Raw genomic sequence first — 19,392 nt, forward strand, 5'->3', positions numbered from 1 at the left:
CGTTCGCGGGCGCGCCGATCAGCGGCCCGGGCAGCGCGCGGACCGAACAAGGGGTGGGGAGCGGTGGCGGCTCAGGCCAGCGACAGGAAGAGCTTCTCGAGCTCCTCCTGGGTCAGCCCCTCGGCCTCCGCGGCTCCCTCGGGGTCGGCGAGGCAGTCCCGCATTGCGGCAGAGATGATCGCGAAGCCCGCCCGGTCGAGGGCGCTGGTGACGGCGGAGAGCTGCGTCACGATGTCGCGGCAGGTGTCGCCGGCCTCGACCGAGGCGATCACGGCGTTCAGCTGCCCCTGCGCGCGCTTGAGGCGGTTGGTGATGCGCTTACGGACAGCTGCCTGCTCTTCGGGGGTGCCGGTGATCATCATGCGGTGACCTTCTCTCTGACAAGGATGTCGGCGGCTTCTGTGCCCCACCACTGGCGGAGGGTCTGGATCCCGCCCGACAGGGATGCGGCGTCGAATCCGTTGCCGACCAGGATGCGGTAAGCGATGTTCGAGCGGACTCCCGCCGCGCACAGTGCCGCCACCGGCCGGCCCTGGGCCGCCTCACGGACCTCGTCGATCCGCTCGCGCAGCTCGGTGTGCGGGATGTTGAGGGAGCCCTCGATGTGTCCGGACGCGAACTCGCGCGGTGTGCGGACATCGAGGATCAGCGCGTTCTCGCGCATCCGGTCGAGCTCGTCGGCGTACCAGAGCTTCAAGCGTCCGTTCTGCACGTTCTCGGCGACCATGCCCACGAGGTTCACCGGGTCCTTGGCCTGGCCATACGGCGGCGAGTAGGCGAGGTCGAGGTCCATGAGATCGGTCGCAGGCAGCCCGGCGCGGATGGCCGTGGCCAGCACGTCGATGCGCTTGTCGATGCCCTCGTATCCGACGGCCTGCGCGCCCAGCACTCGGCCGTCGTCGTCCGCGACGTGGACGATCAGGTGCACCGTGGCAGCCCCCGGGAAGTAGCCGGCGTGCTGCATCGGGTGAAGGTGAAGGGTCGTGTATGCGATGCCCGCGGCATCCAGGGCGGCGCGGTTGGCGCCGGTCATGGCTGCCGTGATCTCGCCCACCCGCACGATCGCCGTGCCGACCGGCTCGGGGATCGCGCGGGCTCCGGTCATGCCGAAGATGTCGTCGGCGATCAGACGCCCGGCGCGGTTGGCGGGTCCGGCAAGCGGCACGGGGCGCTGGACGCCGGTGACGGCATCCGTGCTCATGGCGGCGTCGCCGGCAGCCCAGACATCCGGTGCGGACGTGCGGCCGTGCGCGTCCACGACGATCGCACCCCGCACGGTCTCGATCCCCGCGGCCTCGACGAAGGCGGTGTCGGGGCGCACGCCGACCGAGAGCACGATCAGATCGGCGGGGATGCGGGTGCCGTCGCCGAGCACGACCACGTCCTCATCGGCGCCATGGTCGACGCGCTCTGCGGCGACACCGTCGTGGACACGGATGCCGAGATTGGTCAGCTGCGTCGTGACGACGCTTGCGAGCTCGCGCTCCAGCGGCGGCAGCACATGCGGGGCGAGTTCGACGACGTCGACCTCGAGGCCGCGGTGGCGGAGTGCTTCGGCGGCTTCGAGTCCGATGAAGCCGGCGCCGAGCACGACGCCGCGCCGAGCGCCCTCGTCGACCCAGCTCTTGATCGTGACGGCATCCGAGACGGTGCGCAGCGTCCGTACGCGGGGCGAGTCCAACCCCGGCAGCGGGGGACGGATCGCGGCAGCGCCAGGAGCGAGGATGAGGGCGTCGTAGGTCATGTCCTCGACACCGGATGCCGAGGCGACGGTCACGGTCTTTGTTGCCGTGTCGATCGCCGTGACGTCGTGACCGGTGCGCACATCGAGGTTGAGCGCGGCCCGCAGGGTCTCGGGAGTGTGGAGCAGGAGAGAGGACTCGTGGGGGATCTCGCCGCCGACGTGGTACGGCAGGCCGCAGTTGGCGAACGAGACCTCGGGTCCGCGCTCGAGCACGATGATCTCGGCGGACTCGTCGTGACGGCGGGCGCGGGCTGCGGCGCTCATGCCGGCGGCGACGCCGCCCACAATGACGATGCGCATGGGCACTCACTTTCGTAGGAGAGAGCTTTCGGAGGGAGAGCTTTCGGAGGGGAGAAGCTTCCGTAACTATACCCCCTGGGGTATACCGGGGCCAAATGCGCATCCGACCCGGAAGGACGTCAGGAACGAGCGTGCCCGTCCGTTCTGGCTCAGGTCGATAGTTCGGTGAGCTCGAACCAGCGTTCCTCGAGGGCCGCGGTCTCGGCTTCGACCTCGCGGAGCTCCTCACCCAGGCGAGCAAGTCCGTCGTAGTCGCTGTGATCGTGGAGGGCCATCCGCTCGTGGATCTGCGCCGTGCGCTGCGTGAGTCGCTCGAGCTTGCGCTCGATCGCGCTCACCTCTTTCTGGGCTGCCCGCAGGTCTGCGCCCGAGAGGGCAGGTGCGGCATCGTCGTTCTGTCGGGCCGGCTCGGCGCGCACCTGGCCGGCTCGCGAGTCCGAGTGTCTGCTGCCCTCGCGCAGCCGAAGGTACTCGTCGACGCCCCCGGGCAGATGACGCAGCCGTCCTGCGCCGTCGGTCCCCGGCACGATGGCGTATTGCTGATCCGTGACCCGCTCCAGAAAGTAACGGTCGTGCGAGACGACCAGGAGCGTCCCCGGCCACGAGTCGAGCAGATCCTCCATCGCTGCGAGCATGTCGGTGTCGAGGTCGTTCGTCGGCTCATCGAGGATGAGCACGTTCGGCTGGTCGAGCAGGATGAGCAGCAGCTGAAGACGGCGCTTCTGACCCCCTGAGAGGTCGCGCACCGGTGTCGAGAGCTGCGCGGAAGAGAACCCGAGCCGCTCGAGCAGTTGACCGGGCGTCAGCTCCTGCGCCTTGGAACCCGCACCGATCGTGTAGCTCGTGCGCAGTCGACCGATCACGACACGCACGGGGTCGTCCAGGTGCTCCTCCAGCTCGTCGAGCCGCTGCGTGAGGGTCGCCACCCGCACCGTCTTCCCGCGCTTGACCCGGCCGCCGCTGGGCAAGACGCTCCCGTCGATCAGTCCGAGGAGCGTGGACTTGCCCGCACCGTTGACACCGAGGATGCCCGTCCTCTCGCCCGGCGCGATGCGCCATTCGATGTCGCGGAGGACCTCACGGCCGTCGAAGCCGACGGAGACATCGAGCAGATCGACCACGTCCTTGCCCAGCCGTGTGACGGCCAGCGACTGGAGCGCGATGCGGTCGCGGATCTCGGGGACATCAGCGATGAGTTCGTTGGCGGCATCGATGCGGAACTTCGGCTTCGAGGTCCGGGCTGGCGCGCCGCGACGCAGCCACGCCAACTCTTTGCGCGCGAGGTTCTGGCGCCGGGCCTCGATGGCTGCCGCCTGGCGGTCACGTTCGACGCGCTGCAGGATGTAGGCGGCGTAGCCGCCCTCGAACGGTTCGACGATCCGGTCGTGCACCTCCCAGGTCAGGGTGCACACCTCGTCGAGGAACCACCGGTCGTGCGTGACGACCAGCAGCGCCCCGGCGTTGGCGGCCCACCGCTTCGTGAGGTGGCCCGCGAGCCACGCGATCGCCTCGACATCCAGGTGGTTGGTGGGCTCGTCGAGGATGAGGATGTCCCAGTCTCCGATCAGCACTGCCGCGAGGGCGACGCGGCGGCGCTGGCCCCCGGACAGTGTCGAGAGCGGAGCGTCCCAGTCGAGGTCTGTCACCAGGCCCGCGAGCACATCACGGATGCGGGCGTCGCCGGCCCACTCGTGCTCGTCGAGGTCTCCGACGATCGCCCGCCCCACCGTCTGGTCGTCATCGAGAGTGTCCTGCTGGTCGACGACTCCGATCCGGACTCCACCACGCACGGTCACCTTCCCGGCGTCGGGTTCGAGGCGCCCGGCGATCATAGCGAGCAGGCTCGACTTGCCGTCGCCGTTGCGACCGACGATGCCGATCCGGTCGCCCTCGGCGATGCCGAGAGTCACGGAGTCGAAGACCACTTTCGTGGGGAACTCAAGATGCAGCGCTTCGGCGCCCAGGAGATGTGCCATCCCCTCCAGGCTAGGCGCCGTGCGGGGTGCAGCTGCGCGTCAGTACCAGAAGCTCAGCCGCGGAGCGTGAGCGGTCTGGAACACCCGCGCGATGCGCGCGGGGTGATCGGTCTCGATCCGGCCAGCTCGCGCCAGCGTCACCGCCGACACCCCGCCCAGGAGCAGGGAAGACAGATCGGCCACGCCGAGCCTTACGAGCGGCACGCCTGCCGGTGGGGCATCGACCCTCTCGACGGATGCGACGCCCTCGGCATCCGTCGCCAGCACGACCGTGCCCCCGGCGAGCTCGAGCGGATCGCTCACCTCGAGCGCGATCGTATCGGCGATGTCGTAGCGGCGGCTCGCGAGCGTGGCGGGAACGTCGAGGATGCGAACGTATTGATGATCCGACACGGTGATCGTGGCGGCCCGCTGGTCGGCGATCATCCACCACAGCGGTTCGTCGACGGCCAGCTCCGACGCACGCAGGCGCCCGATGAGGTCCATTTCCAGGAAGAAACGCCACAGGCCCGCGTACGCGTCGTCGGTGGCGGCCAGCAGCAGAGAGACATCGACGGTGGAGTCCGAGAAGCTCTCGACGTTCTCGGTCACGGTGTAGACGGCGACACCTTCGGTCTCTCCCGACGGCGAGCGGTACTGCACGGCGCGCAGGCGCTCGGGCTTCTCGGCATCCGCGCTGGTGCCGAAGACGCGCTCGAGGTGACCGCCAGGAAAGGCGATCTCGCCGGGGCAGTCGAGGCGGACGCGCTCGTGGAGCACCGCGGCGGTATCGCGAGCCTGCTCACGGGACACGAAGTCCACCCGACCGGCAGCATGCGGCCCGTTCCATGCGGCACGTCGCACCCGGAGATCCCAATGCGCCGATGCCGCTGCGGCACCGAACCCGAACCGCCGGTAGATCGTCGATTCGCTGACGGTGAGAACCGCCACGGGCAGTCCGAGAGCGGCCGCGGTGCGCAGCTCGCCGGCCATCAGGGAGCGCAGGATGCCGCGACGACGATGCGTGGGTGCGACCGTCACCGAGCTGATCGCACTGGCGGGGACCGTGCCGCCGGGGACGGTGAGCTCGGTGGACCACGACGCGAAGGTGGCGACGGGGACCTCTGGCTGCGCCGCGGCGGCGTCGTAGACGCCGAGTTTGCGACGGTACGCGGCGCGCTCGAAGAACGCGTGACGCCGGGTCTCGCCGGGGTCCTCGTCGAGGAAGCCGCGCGAGACGGCGGAGAGCCAAGCATCGGTCTGGATGCGCGTCGTGTCGTCGACGCGGCTGACGGAAAGGCCCTGCTGCGCGAGAGACTCCGACATCACGGCGTCCAGTGGCGCGTCGTGGAAGCTCTGTGGGCTGTCGCTCATCATGTCTCTACGCTACGCGGGGCAGACGACATGGCATGCCGGCGCCGCGGGGGAGCGGGCCTCGGCAGCTCAGTGGAAGGCGTACTCGAGGATCGCCACGAATGCCCCGAGCAGCGCCGTTCCGATCGCGCCGAAGATTCGGAGTGCGATACCCGCTCCCGTTCGCGAGTACGCGACGTACCCGAGGAAGGCGAGCACTGCCATCGTCGCCCACAGGGCGTAGCTGGACGCGTCGTCCGCATCCAAGCCCGCCACGCCGGCGATGATCATCGCGAGGGTGGGTGGAAGGGCAGCCCACAGCATCCCCGCGGAGTGGGTGATGGCGTAGCGCGTCGCACGACCCAGCGGGTGCACGCCGTGGTCGGCGAGGGTGTACGCGAAGACGTGGGCGATGAAGAACACGACGAGCGTCGAGACCGACGCGACCACCACCTCCGTCACATCGCTGTAGTGGTCGGAGGTGATCATCAGCAGTGCCGAGTACACGATGAGGCCGTACACGGCGGCCGGCGTGCGAAAGCGCACGTCGAACCACTCGTGCCAGCGGCCGGATCGGTCTTGTGTCTCAGACATCGAACCCCAGGGAGAGTTTGCGCAGCAGTGCTGCGAGGCGGTCGCGGTCAGCGCGGGAAAGGCTTTCGAGCAAGACGGACTCAGCATCCACCAGGCGCGTGATAGCGGCATCCACGCGCGTCCGGCCGTCTGCGGTGAGCGTCACGAGGATGCCCCGTCCATCGCCCGGGTCGGACTCGCGCCGCACGAGTCGGCGACCCACGAGCCGGTCGATGCGGTTGGTCATCGTGCCGGACGAGACGAGCGTCTGCTGCAGCAACTGCTTCGGGCTGAGTTGGAACGGGTCTCCCGCGCGCCGAAGCGCCGACAGGACATCCCACTCCCACGGTTCGAGTTCGGAGCGACGGAAGGCTTCGCGACGCGCCCGGTCCAGATGGCGGGAGAGGCGATCGACGCGCGAGAGGACCTCGAGCGGGGAGAAGTCCAGGTCGGGACGCTGCGCAGTCCACGCTTCGACGATGCGGTCGACCTCGTCGGATTCAGCAGGCACTCCGCCATTATCCCGGTAGGCCGGGCCGTTATCCCGGCTGACGCGTCCTCTGGCAGACTGGAGCGCGGCCGCGTACGCGCCGGTCCGCCGTGGTGTAATGGCAGCACGACAGCCTTTGGAGCTGTGAGGTCTAGGTTCGAGTCCTGGCGGCGGAGCATGGCTGAGCACACCACACCGATCGCCGTCGTGATCCTCGCGGCAGGACAGGGCACGCGGATGAAGTCCGCGACCCCCAAGGTTTTGCACCAGATCGGTGGACTTCCGCTCATCGGTCATGTGCTGCGCACCGCGTCGGCTCTGGCCCCGGCACGGGCCGTCGTGGTCGTGCGACACGAGCGCGATCTCGTCGCGGATGCCGTGAGCGGCCTGCTTCCCGGCGTCGAGATCGTCGACCAGGACGAGATTCCGGGAACCGGGCGCGCCGTCGAGCTCGCCCTGGGCGCTCTGGACGGATTCGACGGCGACGTGCTCGTGCTCAGCGGGGATGTCCCGTTGGTCGAGGCCGGAGTCGTCGAATCCCTCCTGGCCAGCCACCGCGCCGCCGCCGCGTGCGCGACACTGCTGTGCGCGACGCTGGATGACGCGACCGGGTATGGCCGCGTCATCCGCGGCGCAGACGGCGCCGTCGAGCGCATCGTGGAGCAGAAGGATGCCACCGCCGACGAGCTGTCTGTCCGCGAGATCAACACCGGGATCTACGTCTTCCGCGCCGCCGAACTACGCACGAGCCTTGCCGCCGTGGGCACGGCGAACGCGCAGGGGGAGAAGTACCTCACGGATGTGATCGGCATCCTCCGCGCTGCCGGTCAGACCGTCGCGGCCTCCGACGCTCCGGCGGCGCAGGACGCGCTCGGTGTGAACGACCGTGTTCAGCTGTCCGAGGCGGCGCGGGCCCTGAACGCACGGACGGTGCGCCGGTGGCAGCTCGAGGGCGCCACGATCCTCGACCCCGCTACGACCTGGATCGACGTCACGGCGACTCTGGCGCCCGACGTCACGGTGTTGCCCAACACCCACATCCTTCGGGCGACGACGGTCGAGCGCGGCGCAACGATCGGTCCTGACACGTCACTCGTGGACTGCGAGGTGGGGGAGAACGCGACGGTCACCCGCACGGATGCGACGCTCGCCGTGATCGGACGGGGAGCCGCGGTCGGACCCTTCGCCTATCTCCGCCCCGGCGCGACCCTGGCCGCGCAGAGCAAGGTCGGAACCTTCGTGGAGGTCAAGAACTCCACGATCGGCGAGCGCAGCAAGGTCCCCCACCTGTCCTACATCGGGGACACGACGATCGGGCGCGGCGTGAATCTCGGGGCGGGGGCGATCACCGCGAACTACGACGATCTCGCCAAACACCGCACCGAGATCGGTGACGAGGTCCACTCCGGGTCGCACAACGTCTTCGTCGCGCCCGTTAGGATCGGAGACGGTGCGAAGACCGGCGCCGGTGCCGTCATCCGCAAGGATGTCCCCCCGGGCGCTCTGGCTCTGAGCGTGGCCCCTCAGCGCAACATCGAGGGGTGGGTCGAGAACAACAGACCGGGAACAGCCGCCGCCGAGGTCGCCGCGCGGGCCCGGTCCGCACAGGAAGCGGACGATGGCGAGCAAGAACAAGACGGTTGATCTCGACAGAGAAAGCGGCATCGCTCCTGGCCTTGTCGCCAAGACCAAGAAGCGCCTCGTCGTCGCGTCCGGTCGCTCCCACCCGAGTCTCGCGGACGATGTCGCGACGGCCCTCGGCACGGATCTGGTCCCCACGGAGTACCGGACTTTCGCGTCCGGGGAGATCCTGACCCGTTTCGAGGTGTCCATCCGCGGGTGCGATCTGTTCCTCATCCAGTCGTTCGGTCCGCCGGTCAACGAGTGGATCATGGAGCTGCTGATCATGCTGGATGCCGCAAAGCGGGCATCCGCGAAGCGCATCACCGTCGTCGCCCCGTACTTCCCCTACTCCCGGCAGGACAAGAAGGGTCGCGGCCGAGAGCCGATCAGCGCCCGCCTGGTCGCCGACCTCCTGAAGACGGCCGGTGCCGACCGCGTCATGAGCGTCGACCTGCACGCCGCGCAGATCCAGGGGTTCTTCGACGGCCCGGTCGATCACCTCTTCGCCAAGCCGGTGCTGCTGGAGTACTTCGAACAGAACCTCTCCCCCGAGGACCGTGCGAAGCTCACCGTCGTGTCGCCCGACACCGGCCGGGTGCGGGTTGCCGACACGTGGTCCGACAGCCTGGGAGCGCCGCTGGCGATCATCCACAAGCGGCGCGATCCGAACGTGGCCAACCAGGTCACCGTCAACGAGATCGTCGGTGAAGTCGCGGGGCGGGTATGTCTGCTCGTCGACGACATGATCGACACCGGCGGGACGATCGTCAAGGCGGCCCAGGCGCTCAAGAAGAGCGGCGCCGAGCGCGTCATCGTGGCGGCCACGCACGCGGTCTTCAGCGATCCGGCCAGCGAACGGCTGCAGGATGCCTCGATCGACGAGGTGGTCGTGACCGACACCATCCCGATCCCTGACCGGAAGCGCTGGGAGTCGTTGACGGTTCTTCCGATCGCGCCCCTGCTGGCGCGGGCGATCCGCGAAGTCTTCGAGGACGGTTCGGTCACGAGCATGTTCGACGGAGCGGCCTGAGCCCCTGGGCACCCCCGCGCGACCTGCGCCTGCTCAAAGCGTATGCATAGGCATGGACGCAAGGATGACGGTGACGACCCTCAGGAAGGAACGCTCATGACTCGCACACCCTCCCGCCCCATCCGCATGGGAGTCGCCCTCGTCGGAGTCGCTGGAGCGCTCACCCTCGCCGGGTGTGGGGCGACCGACGCGGTGGCCGAGGCCGATGCGTCGCAGCCGGATGCCGCGACGACGTCGGATGCCGCAACGACCGACGAGAGCTCCGCCGCGACCGGCGGGTACGCCGACGGGACCTACACGGCCGAGGGGTCGTACGCGACGCCCGAGTCGGTCGAAACCGTCGTGGTGACGCTCACGATCGCCGATGAGGTCGTCACCGACGTCGAGGTCACCGGAGACCCGCAGGCGCGGGAATCGGAGCAGTATCAGTCGCAGTTCATCGGCGGCATCAGCAATGAGGTGGTCGGAAAGAGTCTCGACGAGGTCTCGGTGACCCGCGTGGCGGGGTCCTCGCTGACCAGCGGCGGCTTCATGCAGGCTCTCGAGCTCATCAAGGCTGAAGCGGCGTCCTGAGGGTGCCGGCCCGATGAGTGGCGGAGCGCGCGGCGACAGAGATGATGTCGCGGCGTGGCGCTTCGAGGCGATCGGAACCCAGTGGACCGTCGATACCGTCGATGCACTGACCGACAGCGATCGCGCCGCGGTGTCGGCGCTCATCGACGCCTTCGATCGGGAGTGGTCTCGGTTCCGGGAGGACTCGACGGTGACCGCGCTGTCCGCACTCGGGGGTTCGCGGCCGCTTCCCGTAGACGCCGAGGCGATGTTCGCCGTCTACGCGGACCTCGACGACGCGACCTCCGGCGCGGTGAGCCCGCTGGTGGGCGCATCCCTGGAAGCCCTCGGGTACGACCGGTCGTACTCGCTGCGCTCGCGCGGAGTCGTGAGCGCACCGCGGGATTGGCGTCGCACGGTGTCCATCCGTGACGGGCTGCTCCAGCTCGCCGAGCCCGCCCTCATCGACATCGGCGCGGTCGGCAAGGGGCGACTCTTGGACCGCGTGTACGAGGAGCTCGCGTCGCGCAAACCGGGACGTCTGACTGTCGACGCGGGCGGCGATATCCGTGCCTCCGCAGCACCCGAGCGGGTCGGCCTCGAGCATCCGTATGATCCGCGGCGAATCGTGGGCGTCGTCGAGCTCGCGGACGCCGCGCTGTGCGCGTCAGCGACCAACCGGCGTGCCTGGGGCGAGGGGCTGCACCACGTCCTCGACGCCCGGACAGGCACCCCGGTGCGCACGATCGCGGCCACGTGGGCGATCGCGGCGAGCGCGATGGTGGCGGATGCCGTCGCGACCGCCCTGTTCTTCGAGGGCGGCGCTGAACTCGCTCACCGGTGGGGAGTCGAGTGGGTGCGCATGACGACGGCTGGTCGGGTGGAGTGGTCGGCCGGCTTCGGGACCCAGAGGTGTAAGGCAGAGTTGTTCACATGATCGGAATTCTCACGGCCGGGTGGAATCGAGTCTTCGCGGTGCTCGGGACGTTCTCGATGTACCGCATGGTGTTCCTCGCGTTGGTCGCGCTGACCGTCGTCGCGTTCGGGGTCTCGTTCTTCGGGCTTGTGGCGCCGACACCGCTCGAGCTGTTGGCGACGCTCGTCGTGCTCGCGCTCGCGTGCGGCGTCGTCGACATCGTGGCCCACCGGATCATCGGGCAGTCGCTGCGCCTGGAGTCCTCCGTCATCACGGCGTTCATTCTGCTGTTCATCCTTCGGCCGTCTCTGGACCCGCTGGCCCTGGTCGGTGTCGCTCTGGCCGGCGCCGTGGCGGCTGCATCCAAGTACGTCCTCGCGTGGCGGGGGCGTCACATCTTCAACCCCGCGGCCGTCGGAGCCGCAGTTCTCACGATCGTGAGCATCTGGGTGCCAGCGCTCGGTGCCTCGGCGTGGTGGGTGGGAACGCCCGTGCTCGCGGCCCCCGTTCTGCTGTTCGGACTCGCCGTGCTCTGGCGCACCGAAAAGGTCCGTGTCGTTGCGCTGTTCCTGCTGGTCGCGGTGGCCGTCGGTTTCGTGCGGACGACGATCCAGTACCAGTCGGCCGGGCTTGCTGTCGACCCGGGGACGGTGTTCTGGTCCCTGCTGTGGTCATCGCCGTTCCTGTTCCTCGGCATCTTCATGCTCTCGGAGCCCCTGACGCTGCCTCCTCGCCGCTGGCAGCAGTTCCTGGTCGCCGGTGTCGTCGGAGTCCTCGCCGGCTGGCCGATCTCACTCGGCGAGGTCACCCTCGGCCAGGAGCGCGCGTTGCTGGTGGGAAACCTCGTCGCGTTCGCGTTCTCGGTGCGCGCCGCCGTTCGCTTGACCCTCCAGTCCCGGCAGATGATCACCCCGACGGTGCGGATGCTGACCTTCAACGCCAAGCGGCGCGTTCACTTCCTTCCCGGGCAGTACCTCGAACTCGACGTCCCGCATCACCGGCCCGATGCCCGGGGAACCCGACGGGAGTTCAGCATCGCGTCGGCTCCCGAGGACCTGCCCACCATCCGGATCGCGTTCCGGGAATACCCGGCCGGCACCGGACCCGCTCCCAGCTCGTACAAGCGCGCCCTTGCCGAGGTCGGCGACGGGGCTTCGCTGGCCGTCACCGGAATCTGGGGCGACTTCGTGTTGCCGTCCCGCGTCGAGACCCCGCTGCTCATGGTGGCGGCCGGCATCGGCATCACGCCGTTCGTGTCGCAGCTGCGCCACCTTCACGCGAGCGGTCAACAGCGCGACATCGTCCTGGTCTATGTGGCCTCCGAGGCCGCGGAACTCGCCTTCCGTGACGACATCGCGCAGTCCGGCGTCCCCGTCGTGGTGTTCACCCGCGATGATCCCGGCCCGTTGCCCGATAACTGGCAGTGGGCGCGTGGGGTGCGGTTGGATGCTGCGGGACTGCTGGAGGTCGTCCCCGATCTGCACACCCGTCACGCGGCAATTTCAGGGCCGCCACGGCTGATCGCCGACCTTGCGCCGGCGCTGGAGCGGGCGAAGTCGGTGACGACGGACGCGTTCAGCGGCTACTGATCGGGGCCGCCTCGACCCTGATGGGCAGGCGGACGGTGAACGTCGTGTCGCCCGGGCTGCTACGCACCGAGATCTCACCGTGGTGTGCGTGAACGATCGCACGGGCGATCGACAACCCCAGACCGGTTCCTCCGGTCTGGCGGGCTCGCGACCTGTCAGCCCGCGAGAAGCGCTCGAACAGTTCGTCGGCGATCGTCGGATCGATGCCCGGGCCGTTGTCGTGCACGTGGACGACCGCGTCCTCGCCGTCGCGCTCGACCGTGAGGGTGACCTCGGTGCCGGCGGGCGTGTGGGTGCGGGCGTTGGCGAGGATGTTGGCAACGACCTGTTGGAGGCGTGAGGCGTCGCCGGGCAGCGTCACAGGCTCCTCGTCGACCTCGAGTCGCCAGAGGTGGTCTGGCCCGGCCACCTGGGCATCCCCGAGCGCCTCCACGGCCATGCGCGTGAGGTCGACCGACCCGTAGACGAGCTCCTGACCTTCGTCCAGGCGTGCCAGCAGCAGCAGGTCTTCGACAAGGCTCGTCATGCGCAGCGACTGCGCCTGGATCCGCGTCAGCGCCGACTCTGTCGTGTCACTTAAGGAGGGATCGCGCAGCGACAGTTCGGAGTATCCGCGGATCGACGCCAGCGGGGTGCGCAGTTCGTGGCTCGCATCGGCGACGAAGCGCCGCATCCGTTCCTCGTTGCGTTGCCGGGCATCCAGCGACGCATCCACGTGGTCGAGCAGCGTGTTCAACGCGTGCCCCACCCGTCCGATCTCGGTGTGTTCGTCGGTCTCTTCGGCCGGGACCCGGTCGGCGATCGAGACGGCGCCCTCGGACATCGGTACGCTCGCCACCCGCTCCGCGGTGTCGGCGACCAGCCGTAGCGGACGCAGGCTCGCGCGGACGATGACCGTGACGGCAAGTCCCAGGAGCACGAGGCCGCCCGCCGTCACGAGCGCCACCGTCGTGAGAATCTGCGCGACAGTGTCGGTCACTTCCGAGATCGGCAGCCCCGCGATTCCGAACAGGCTTCCCGGCTGGCCCGCGAAAGCGACCCGATAGGTGCCGAGGCCATCGATGGTGACAGTGCCCCAGTCCGTCGTGGACGAGGTCACCAACTGCTGGATCTGGGTGCCGGTGAGCGCGCGGACGTCCTCATCGGCCGTGACATAGGCTCCCGTGATGCCGTCACCGGTGCTCATGACCCACAGGAATCCCGGTGGCTGGCGCCCGGCATCCAAGATCTGCTCGGCACTTGCCCCGGGGACCAGCTGCACGCTTTGGACGGCATCACGAAGGCTCGCGTCCAGGTTGTCTTCCAGGATGCTGCGCAGCAGCGTGCTGGTTGCCACTCCGATGAGGATGAGGATGAGTGAGACGATCCCGACGATCGCGACGATCAGGCGTGCTTGCAGGCTCCAGCGATGCCGCCAGTCCCGAACAGGGACCGCGGCCGGGACGTCCTCGCGTGGCGGCGCGGCCGGGGCATCGCCTTCGCGTGCCGGTGTCACGACGTGGGCGCCTTGATCATGTAGCCGACGCCGCGGACGGTGTGGATCAGCGGTTCCTTGCCCTGATCGATCTTTTTACGCAGGTACGAGATGTACAGCTCCACGACGCTCGAGCGGCCACCGAAATCGTAGTTCCATACGCGGTCGAGGATCTGGGCTTTCGACACGACCCGGCGTTGGTTGCGCATCAGGTAGCGCAGCAACTCGAACTCGGTCGCGGTCAGCTCGATCGCGTCTCCGCCCCGCTCCACCTCGTGGCTGTCCTCGTTGAGTGAGAGATCGCCTACCCGCAGGATCGGCTCCTCCTCGCTGTTGGTCGCTGTGCCGGCGCGGCGCATGAGGCCCCGGAGCCGGGCGACGACCTCCTCAAGACTGAACGGCTTGGTGACATAGTCGTCTCCGCCCGCAGTAAGGCCCGCGACCCGGTCGGCGACGGCATCCTTTGCGGTCAGGAAGAGCACGGGGACGTCGTTGCCCGACTGCCGCAAGCGGTGGAGAACGGCCATGCCGTCGAGGTCGGGCATCATGATGTCGAGCACCATGGCGTCGGGTTCGAAATCCCGCACGGCCTGGAGGGCCTCGAAGCCCGACCCCGCCGTACGGACGTCCCAGCCCTCCATGCGCAGGGCCATCGACAGCAGGTCGGTGAGCATCTGCTCGTCATCGACGACGAGGATGCGCAGGGCGGCGCCGTCCGGGCGGCGCAGAGACGGGGCGGGGGAGGTCATGTCACCATTCTGCGGCGCCCGCTATGTGTTTCCTATGGAGCGAACTATGGGCTGTCTGTGAATCCGTGCGCGCGCGAGTGTCCGTCGCGTCGCCAGGAGGCATAACCGGCTCATAGCGAGCGCTGGGATTGCTCATCACGCCCGTCCCTACCGTCATCCCGACGGCCGGCTCTGCGCCGGCGGAAGGAGACTCATGTACTGGACCTACCTGCGGCGCGAACTGGCGGGCCGCACGAAGCAGACGATCATCGTGGCGGCGGGTCTGGCGATCGCCATCGCCCTGGTCATCGTCGTCAACTCCCTGTCCGCGGGCGTGCGGGACGCGCAGGCGCAGGCGCTCGAGTCGGTGTACGGCGTCGGGACGGATCTGACCGTCACGGGCGTGGCAGCCGAGCCCGGCCAGGGTGGGCCGCAGCGCTTCGAGTTCGGCAGCGGTGAGGGTGAGACCGCCGATGGCACCACCTCGGTGTCGCAGTCGCGGCTGACCGCCGACTTCATGCGCGGCACCCTGGACGCATCGACGATCGACACCGTCGCCTCGCTCGACGGCGTCGCGGCGGCATCGGGTGCCCTGTCGCTGACGAACATCACGTTCTCGGGCGAGATGCCCGATGTCACCCAGATGCCGCAGGGCGGCGAGGGCGGACAGGGCGGCGGTCAGCCGCCCGCCGGCGGTCCGGACGGGGCCGGCGGCAGCGCCTTCGATCTGGACTCGTTCACCGTGCTCGGCATCGACCCCGCAGACACCGCGGTCGGTCCGCTCTCCGCCGTCGAGGTGACCGAGGGCCGCGCCCTGACGGCGGATGACGCCGGTTCGCACGTCGCCGTCGTCGACGCCACGTACGCGTCGACGAACGAGATCGCGGTGGGGGAGGCGATCGATGTCGGCGGCACCGACGTCGAGGTCGTCGGCATCGTCGCCTCGACCTCGAGCGACGCCGATACCGCCGCGAACGTGTACATCCCGCTCGATGTCGCCCAGACTCTCGCGGGCCTCGAGGACGTCGTCTCGACCGTCTACGTCCAGGCCGGCTCGGCAGACCAGATCGAGGCCGTTCAGATCGAGATCGAGTCCAGTGTCGCCGACGTCACCGTCAGCTCGCAGTCCGACCTGGCCGCGACGGTCTCGTCCTCGCTGTCGAGCGCATCCGCGCTCATCTCGAACCTCGGGACCTGGCTCTCGATCCTCGTGCTGGCTGTCGCACTCGCGCTCGCCGTGCTCTTCACGATCTCGGGGGTGACCCGCCGAACCCGGGAGTTCGGCACCCTCAAGGCGATCGGCTGGTCGAACGGGCGCGTGGTCGGGCAGGTCGCCGGCGAGTCGCTCGTGCAGGGCCTGATCGGCGGGGCGATCGGGCTCGCGATGGGGCTCCTGGGGATCTGGGTGGTCAATCTCGTCTCGCCGACGATCTCTGCCACGAGTTCGGGCGTGCAGGGCGGACCCGGTCAGGGCGGCCCCGCGCAGGGCGGTATGGGCGGTTTCGTCGGGATGACCCAGTCCGCGGCCGATGTCGTGCTGCATGCCCCGATCACGCTCTCCGTGCTCGTCGCCGCGGTCGGGATCGCCGTCGCCGGCGGACTGCTCGCCGGGGCCTTCGGCGGCTGGCGCGCTGCCCGCCTCAGCCCTGCCGAAGCGCTGCGGTCGGTCGGATGAGCAACGCAACCCCCGCCACGAAGGAAAGGACCACGACCATGAGCATGACCACGACTGCGGGCACCAGCATCCGCGAACAGCTGCCCGCCGCCATCTACCGGCTCGAGAAGGTGACGCGCGTCTACCCGCAGAAGAACCGCAGGATCCAGGCTCTGGGCGGGGTGGACGTCGAGATCCGCGAGGGGGACTTCGTCACGATTCAGGGGCCGACCGGCGGCGGCAAGTCCACGCTGCTCCAGCTTCTCGGAGCGCTGGACCGCCCCACCTCTGGGGTCGTGAAGCTGGGCGAGACCGACCTGGCCACGGCCACGAACACCCAACTCGGGCTCGTGCGCGCGAGGGAGGTGGGCTTCGTGTTCCAGGGGTTCAACCTCATCCCGACGCTCACCGCTTACGAGAACGTCGACATGGGCCTCGAGCCTCTCGGGCTCACTGCCGCCCAGCGGCGGGAGAAGGTCACCGAGGCGCTCGCCCAGGTGGGGCTGGCCGACCGTGCCGACCACCGCCCGGGCGAGCTGTCAGGCGGGCAGCAGCAACGCGTGGCCATCGCGCGGGCAATCGCCAAGCGTCCCCGGGTGCTGCTGGCCGATGAACCGACGGGCAATCTCGACGAGCACATGCGCGACGAGATCCTGACCCTGCTCGAGGGCCTCAACCGCGACGGGCTCACCCTCATCGTGGTGACCCACGACTCCGCGGTCGCGCGGCGCGCACACCGGCGGCTCCGGCTCGAGAAGGGCAGCGTGCGCGAACTCTGAGCCGCAGCATCCCGACGCGCAGGGGCCGCGGCCGGCGATCCCGTATCGCCTGGCCGCGGCCCCTGTCGTGGGATCAGTGGGTGTCGACCGCGGCGATCTCGGTGCGGTCGCCCGACCAGAGCGTGTGGAAGGTGCCCTCGCGGTCGATGCGCTTGTAGGTGTGGGCGCCGAAGAAGTCCCGCTGTCCCTGGATGAGGGCCGCGGGCAGGCGCCCCGCGCGCAGACCGTCGTAGTAGGCGAGGGACGACGAGAAGACGGGCGCGGGGATCCCGGAGGCTGCCGAATGGGCGACGATAGCCCGCCAGGCGTCCTGGGCGCCGGCGAGAGCGTCGACGAAGAACGGCGCGGTCATCAGCACGGGCAGGTCGGCGGCGTCGGCGTAGGCCTCGGTGATCCGGTTGAGGAACCGGGCACGGATGATGCAGCCGCCGCGCCAGATCGCCGCGACCTTGCCGAGATCGATGTTCCAGCCGTAGTGGGCGGCGCCGGCGCGGATGATGTCGAACCCCTGCGAATACGCGACGATCTTCGACGCGTACAGGGCGCGGCGGACCTGCTCGATGAACTGTTCGGGGTCCGAGACCCGCTCGGTCTGCGCATCAGCGTCGGGGCCGGGCAGCACCCCCGCGGTGGAGCGCTGCTCGGGGTGGGACGACAGCGACCGCGCGAACACCGCCTCGGCGATCCCGGATGCCGGAACGCCCAGGTCGATCGCGGTCTGCGCCGTCCAACCGCCGGTGCCCTTCGCGCCGGCCTGGTCGAGCACGACATCCACGAGCGGCGCGCCGGTGAGGGCATCCGTCTGGCGCAGCACCTCGGCGGTGATCTCGATGAGGTAGGACTCCAGTTCGCCGCGGTTCCACTCGGCGAACACGTCGGCGATCTGGGCGGGGGAGTAGCCGGTCGCGCGGCGGATGAGGTCATACGCCTCGGCGATCACCTGCATGTCGGCGTACTCGATGCCGTTGTGCACCATCTTGACGAAGTGCCCCGCGCCGTCGTGGCCGATGTGCGTCACGCACGGCTCGCCCTCGGCGACGGCGGCGATGGTCTTGAGGATCGGGCCGAGCGTCACCCAGGACTCGTCCGATCCGCCGGGCATGAGGGACGGGCCCAGCAGCGCGCCCTCCTCACCGCCCGAGACGCCCATGCCGACGAAGTTGATGCCCGTCTCACGCACTGCCTTCTCGCGGCGGATCGTGTCGGTGAACAGGGCGTTGCCGCCGTCGACGATGATGTCGCCGGGCTCGAAGACGCGCACGAGCTCGTCGATGACGGCATCCGTGCCCGCGCCCGCCTTGACCATGACGATCGCCGTGCGAGGCACGGTCAAGGATGCGGCGAATTGCTCATACGAGAACGTCGCGACAAACCCCGCCTCGGGGTGCTCGGCCACGAGGTGCTCGGTCTTCTCGGGGCTGCGATTGAAGATCGCGACGGTGTTTCCCTCGCGGCTGGCGAGGTTGCGAGCGAGGTTCGAACCCATCACTGCAAGTCCGATGACCCCGATGTTCGCTGTCGCGCTGCTGGTCGCTGCCTGTTCCGTCACGTTCACTCCCTGGTCGTCGATCGGCGGGTGATCGCCGCAGTCAGCCTAGGGGAACGCTCCAGCTCAGTCCTTGCGGTAGGCCTGTCGTCCCATCGACCAGAACGCGGCGACGACACCGACAAGCGTTCCGAGCGTGAGGATGCCGATCACGGCGACGAGAATGTTCGAGGTGACCTGGGCGTCCATCATCCGTCCTTGCTCTCGGGAAGCGGGCCCGTCGGGGCCCGTCACGATGATACCGGCCTCGCTGGTAGACTTGCGGACTGAACTTCGGCGAGGGATGCTCGCGCGCGCAGGACACGCCGCGTCGAGCATCCGTTATCGACGAGGGTGTGCGGCCTCACGGTTTCCTCACGCGCTCTCGCTCGCGGTTGAGTCGAATCCCCACCACGTCCGGGCTGAGAACAGAACCCGGTCTCTGCCCAAGGAGAATGCACATGTCCGAAGACACCACTGTCCACGCCGAGCTTCGCGAGAACTTCGGAAAGGGCTTCGCCCGCCGCCTGCGTGCCGCCGGCAAGATCCCCGCCGTCCTTTACGGGCACGGCACCGACCCCGTGCACGTGGCGCTTCCCGGTCACCAGATGCTGCTGCTCGTGCGCCGCGCGAACGCGCTCGTCGAACTCGACATCGCCGGCACGTCCCAGCTCGCGCTGGTCAAGGATGTCCAGAAGGACCCCGTGCACCAGATCATCGAGCACATCGACCTCGTGGTCGTGAAGAAGGGTGAGAAGGTCCAGGTCGACGTTCCCGTCGTCGTGGTCGGCGAGTCCTTCCCCGGCACCATCGTCAACCTCGACGCGACGACCGTGTCGCTGACCGCCGAGGCCACCCACATCCCCGAGCACGTCGAGGTCGATGTCGAGGGCCTCGAGGAGGGCACGCACATCACGGCTGCCGATCTCGCGCTGCCCAAGGGCTCCACGCTGGTCACCGACCCCGAGGTGCTCATCGTCGCGATCTCGGTGCCGGCTGCCGCGAGTGCCGGCGACGCCGAGGCGGAGTCCGACGCCGCTGAGGCGACCGCTGCCGAGGCCGCCGAGGCCGCCGAAGCCGAGTGAGCTGACGGCCGGTCCGGGCGAG

The 19,392-nt window shown here is 69.0% G+C and carries 18 protein-coding genes and 1 tRNA gene; 9 read left to right on the forward strand and 10 right to left on the reverse strand.

The features are described from left to right. Positions 1 to 71: 71 nt before the first annotated feature. From ACSGC5_RS13535 to ACSGC5_RS13560, 6 genes are all read right to left on the reverse strand, one after another. Positions 72 to 359, reverse strand: a complete 288-nt coding sequence (locus tag ACSGC5_RS13535; protein ID WP_434971165.1) for a metal-sensitive transcriptional regulator — start codon at positions 357 to 359, stop codon at positions 72 to 74. After that, a complete protein-coding gene (locus ACSGC5_RS13540; protein ID WP_434971128.1) occupies positions 359 to 2,044 on the reverse strand; it encodes an FAD-dependent oxidoreductase in 1,686 nt (561 codons plus the stop codon). The genes ACSGC5_RS13535 and ACSGC5_RS13540 overlap by 1 nt, the downstream gene beginning before the upstream one ends. A 149-nt stretch (positions 2,045 to 2,193) precedes the next feature. Further along, entirely contained in the window at positions 2,194 to 4,020 is a 1,827-nt protein-coding gene (locus tag ACSGC5_RS13545; protein ID WP_434971129.1) for an ABC-F family ATP-binding cassette domain-containing protein, read from the reverse strand. Between the two features lie 39 nt (positions 4,021 to 4,059). After that, positions 4,060 to 5,376 (reverse strand): GNAT family N-acetyltransferase, encoded by a 1,317-nt coding sequence (locus ACSGC5_RS13550; RefSeq protein ID WP_434971130.1) that lies wholly within the window; start codon positions 5,374 to 5,376, stop codon positions 4,060 to 4,062. A 66-nt stretch (positions 5,377 to 5,442) separates the two neighbouring features. Continuing rightward, the gene (locus ACSGC5_RS13555; protein ID WP_434971131.1) at positions 5,443 to 5,946 is read right to left on the reverse strand and encodes a hypothetical protein; all 504 of its coding nucleotides are present in this window, start codon (positions 5,944 to 5,946) and stop codon (positions 5,443 to 5,445) included. Next, on the reverse strand, positions 5,939 to 6,436 hold the full coding sequence (locus ACSGC5_RS13560; protein WP_434971132.1) for a MarR family winged helix-turn-helix transcriptional regulator: 498 nt from the start codon (positions 6,434 to 6,436) through the stop codon (positions 5,939 to 5,941). Before ACSGC5_RS13560 ends, ACSGC5_RS13555 begins: the two co-directional genes overlap by 8 nt. Positions 6,437 to 6,519: 83 nt before the next feature. Here ACSGC5_RS13560 and ACSGC5_RS13565 point away from each other — a divergent pair. The 6 genes from ACSGC5_RS13565 (at position 6,520) to ACSGC5_RS13590 (ending at position 12,125) form a co-directional block, all read left to right on the forward strand. Continuing rightward, a tRNA-Gln gene (locus tag ACSGC5_RS13565) sits at positions 6,520 to 6,591 on the forward strand. A 1-nt stretch (position 6,592) separates the two neighbouring features. After that, a complete protein-coding gene (glmU, locus tag ACSGC5_RS13570) occupies positions 6,593 to 8,059 on the forward strand; it encodes a bifunctional UDP-N-acetylglucosamine diphosphorylase/glucosamine-1-phosphate N-acetyltransferase GlmU (RefSeq protein WP_434971133.1) in 1,467 nt (488 codons plus the stop codon). After that, a complete protein-coding gene (locus tag ACSGC5_RS13575) occupies positions 8,034 to 9,068 on the forward strand; it encodes a ribose-phosphate diphosphokinase (RefSeq protein ID WP_434971134.1) in 1,035 nt (344 codons plus the stop codon). Before glmU ends, ACSGC5_RS13575 begins: the two co-directional genes overlap by 26 nt. Positions 9,069 to 9,164: 96 nt before the next feature. After that, positions 9,165 to 9,641 carry an FMN-binding protein gene (locus ACSGC5_RS13580; protein WP_434971135.1) on the forward strand — a complete coding sequence of 159 codons (477 nt, stop codon included), beginning with the start codon at positions 9,165 to 9,167 and terminating at the stop codon, positions 9,639 to 9,641. A 13-nt stretch (positions 9,642 to 9,654) separates the two neighbouring features. After that, the gene (locus tag ACSGC5_RS13585; RefSeq protein ID WP_434971136.1) at positions 9,655 to 10,557 is read left to right on the forward strand and encodes an FAD:protein FMN transferase; all 903 of its coding nucleotides are present in this window, start codon (positions 9,655 to 9,657) and stop codon (positions 10,555 to 10,557) included. Next, entirely contained in the window at positions 10,554 to 12,125 is a 1,572-nt protein-coding gene (locus tag ACSGC5_RS13590; protein WP_434971137.1) for an FAD-dependent oxidoreductase, read from the forward strand. The genes ACSGC5_RS13585 and ACSGC5_RS13590 overlap by 4 nt, the downstream gene beginning before the upstream one ends. Here ACSGC5_RS13590 and ACSGC5_RS13595 read toward each other — a convergent pair. Together ACSGC5_RS13595 and ACSGC5_RS13600 are read right to left on the reverse strand one after the other, a co-directional pair. Then, positions 12,112 to 13,620, reverse strand: a complete 1,509-nt coding sequence (locus ACSGC5_RS13595) for a sensor histidine kinase (RefSeq protein ID WP_434971138.1) — start codon at positions 13,618 to 13,620, stop codon at positions 12,112 to 12,114. The two genes, ACSGC5_RS13590 and ACSGC5_RS13595, sit on opposite strands and share 14 nt — an antisense overlap. Continuing rightward, complete coding sequence (locus ACSGC5_RS13600) at positions 13,617 to 14,348, reverse strand: response regulator transcription factor (RefSeq protein ID WP_434971139.1); 732 nt, start codon at positions 14,346 to 14,348, stop codon at positions 13,617 to 13,619. The genes ACSGC5_RS13595 and ACSGC5_RS13600 overlap by 4 nt, the downstream gene beginning before the upstream one ends. Positions 14,349 to 14,541: 193 nt before the next feature. Here ACSGC5_RS13600 and ACSGC5_RS13605 point away from each other — a divergent pair, with 193 nt between their 5' ends. After that, complete coding sequence (locus ACSGC5_RS13605) at positions 14,542 to 16,002, forward strand: ABC transporter permease (protein ID WP_434971140.1); 1,461 nt, start codon at positions 14,542 to 14,544, stop codon at positions 16,000 to 16,002. 38 nt (positions 16,003 to 16,040) lie between these two features. After that, on the forward strand, positions 16,041 to 16,760 hold the full coding sequence (locus ACSGC5_RS13610) for an ABC transporter ATP-binding protein (RefSeq protein ID WP_434971141.1): 720 nt from the start codon (positions 16,041 to 16,043) through the stop codon (positions 16,758 to 16,760). Positions 16,761 to 16,833: 73 nt separating this feature from the next. Here the strand turns inward: ACSGC5_RS13610 and gndA are convergent, their stop codons facing one another. Together gndA and ACSGC5_RS13620 are read right to left on the reverse strand one after the other, a co-directional pair. After that, positions 16,834 to 18,309, reverse strand: a complete 1,476-nt coding sequence (gene gndA, locus ACSGC5_RS13615) for an NADP-dependent phosphogluconate dehydrogenase (protein ID WP_434971142.1) — start codon at positions 18,307 to 18,309, stop codon at positions 16,834 to 16,836. A gap of 63 nt (positions 18,310 to 18,372) precedes the next feature. After that, complete coding sequence (locus ACSGC5_RS13620; RefSeq protein WP_434971143.1) at positions 18,373 to 18,498, reverse strand: hypothetical protein; 126 nt, start codon at positions 18,496 to 18,498, stop codon at positions 18,373 to 18,375. A 248-nt stretch (positions 18,499 to 18,746) separates the two neighbouring features. Between ACSGC5_RS13620 and ACSGC5_RS13625 the strand changes: the two genes are divergently transcribed. After that, positions 18,747 to 19,370, forward strand: a complete 624-nt coding sequence (locus ACSGC5_RS13625) for a 50S ribosomal protein L25/general stress protein Ctc (protein ID WP_434971144.1) — start codon at positions 18,747 to 18,749, stop codon at positions 19,368 to 19,370. Positions 19,371 to 19,392: the final 22 nt, after the last annotated feature.

The sequence above is a fragment of the Microbacterium sp. bgisy207 genome (genome assembly GCF_965345035.1).
GTDB lineage: Bacteria > Actinomycetota > Actinomycetes > Actinomycetales > Microbacteriaceae > Microbacterium.